This is a genomic window from Thermogemmatispora sp. (genome assembly GCF_019683635.1).
GTDB lineage: Bacteria > Chloroflexota > Ktedonobacteria > Ktedonobacterales > Ktedonobacteraceae > Thermogemmatispora.
Genome location: NZ_JADGIA010000357.1, coordinates 1 through 2,181, shown reverse-complemented (window position 1 = coordinate 2,181; position 2,181 = coordinate 1). Strand labels below are relative to the sequence as shown.

The following is a 2,181-nucleotide window of genomic DNA, read 5'->3' as shown; positions in this document are numbered from 1 at the left end:
CTTCTTTGTTTGTTGCTACCCTGCAGATCTTATATATATCCGTATAGGCTGATGGAAGGATGATACCATCCGGCAGCGCGCGCGTCAAGGAAAGCGACCGGGTGACCTGTGGCTTCCGGCAGCCAGCTGGCGACGAAGAAGCGAGGCAAGGAGACCAGGCGGGCTATATAAGCGACAATCCCGGCCTGTGTACTATACTAATACTAATAACCGTCCTGCTACAGCTAACGGGCGCCGCGGCGCGTCGCTGTTGGTCAGCAGGAACAGCTAAGAGGGCACCAAACCGGGCGAGAAGGGAACGAAGAAGCACAGTGAGCGGCCAGGAGATCGGTCCGGCTGGCCAGGGCGGGGCTGCTAGCCTCGTTCAGGATGAAGCGATTGCCTGCTCAAGTCCAGGCCAGCCGCCGGTTCCGAAGGCAGTATTGTCCATCCCTACAGGGAAGGGAAGCGCACAACGTATGTGGAAAGATCTCCTTGCTCAAGGAAAATTCGCGCGGCTCTGTCATTTAGCCGCCAGGTTGATCATGGTTCTTGGGCTGGCCACTGCCGCAGTGGAGGTATACCTGATCTGGAGTACCTATCAGCGTCTCATCCAGCTCGGGCTTGCGCCCGGCAGCAGTGGGGCCTTCCTCGTCAGTCCGGACAGTTCTCCGTATGTGCGGATGATTGCGGGCAGCAGCGTGAGCTGGCTTGACCTCACGGGACCGCTGGCTTTCCTCTTCGGCACTATCGCCACCACTATCTTTTACAGCCTTTTGCTGACCCTGATCGGGCACATACTCAGTGCCTTCGCCAGCGCGAGGCCCGCCTCTGCAGGAGCGCGCGCTGAGACAGCGCAGGCTGGCCTCAGCGAGGATGAGCCGGTGGACGGCCTGATCTTCCAATCGCTGGACGAGGTGGAGGCAGGTGAGAGGAGTCGAGGCGGGCGGGGCCGCTAAATCGGCAGGTGCCCAGGTGCGTTCCGGCTCCTCCCCCTCCACACCAGCGCGGCTGGCTGGCTGCAGGCCGCTTCAGCCTTGATTGGCAGAGCGGGCGAGTGGGCTCAGCCTCAGCCGGCGCTTGCGGCCAGCGGCAAACTGGCGCCGATAAGCTGGCTGATGGCGCGGCTCATGCGCACAGGATTGCGCGTCGAAGTGAGATCGCGATAGCCATCAACGAGGAGGTGGGCCCGCGGCCCCCCTTCGGTCTGAGGTCGGGCTTCACCCCAGAGACGTCGCTCTTGACCCGTGCAGGCGCCCGCCCCCAGACGATTCATGACGAGCATATTCTCGCGGGCCAGCAGACGATGGGGCAGATAGGCATAGAGCGGCGAACGCAATTCAGCCAGCTGAGCCTCGATCTGCTCCGGCTCGTGGCCATAGCGGCGGCAGGCCTCCCGCACCTGCCTGCGCAACGTCTCCTCGTCCAGACTGAAGATCGCATCCAGGGCCTGGAGCAGATTCATCACGCGATTCAGGAGCACGGCCCGACCATGACGGAGTCGCAGCAGCAGCAGATTTGACCCCTCTTGCGCCTGACGGTGAGCCTCCTGGATCTGGCGCGTGAGATCAGCAAAAGGCATAGCGTCCAGCCGCCGTTGCAGGAAAGCAACCACTTCGGCGGTCTCGCCCTCCTGCCAGCCGCGCAGCAGCTGCAGACAGCGCTCGCCCTCGTAGCGCTCGATGGTCTTGGGCACGCTCAGTAGTCGGTCTTTGCACTCACAGATCCAAAGAGCATGGAAATAGCGCACCGTCATCTCGACAGGGAAGGTCGCAAAGCGCTCCTGCCCCTGCACCTGCTGGACAAAGAGAAACGCAGCTTCAAATTCGGGGCGCAGGCGTGCGAAGGCGTTCAGCTTCTGCTCGACCAGCATCTCTGTCGCTTCGTCGCTTGTTGCTTGCCTGGTGTACATGGCTCGCCTCCCCTTAGAGCACTGACTGGTTGATCACAGACCGACAGCTGCTTCCTGACTACAGAAGGAAGAGAGGTGATGCATGCCTTTCCCCCTGCTCTCTTCTTTCCCTCCGCCCGGCCTGGATCAGGCTGGAGCGAGCGGACGAGCCAACAGACAGGCCGCAGAGAGTCAGGTGGCTGTGACGGTTGCTCCGATCAGCATTTCCATTATCCAGGAACAGACATCTTTAGACACCCTGCCCTTATTGTACTGTCATCGATGGTACAGGGCAAGCGCGACAGGGAGGG

The 2,181-nt window shown here is 61.3% G+C and carries 2 protein-coding genes; one reads left to right on the top strand and one right to left on the bottom strand.

Annotated features, from left to right (window positions below):
* Positions 1–458 precede the first annotated feature (458 nt).
* Positions 459–938, top strand: a complete 480-nt coding sequence (locus tag IRZ31_RS21265; RefSeq protein WP_297157750.1) for a hypothetical protein — start codon at positions 459–461, stop codon at positions 936–938.
* Between the two features lie 110 nt (positions 939–1,048).
* Here the strand turns inward: IRZ31_RS21265 and IRZ31_RS21260 are convergent, their stop codons facing one another.
* Positions 1,049–1,891 (bottom strand): hypothetical protein, encoded by an 843-nt coding sequence (locus IRZ31_RS21260; RefSeq protein WP_297157748.1) that lies wholly within the window; start codon positions 1,889–1,891, stop codon positions 1,049–1,051.
* Between the last annotated feature and the right edge of the window lie 290 nt (positions 1,892–2,181).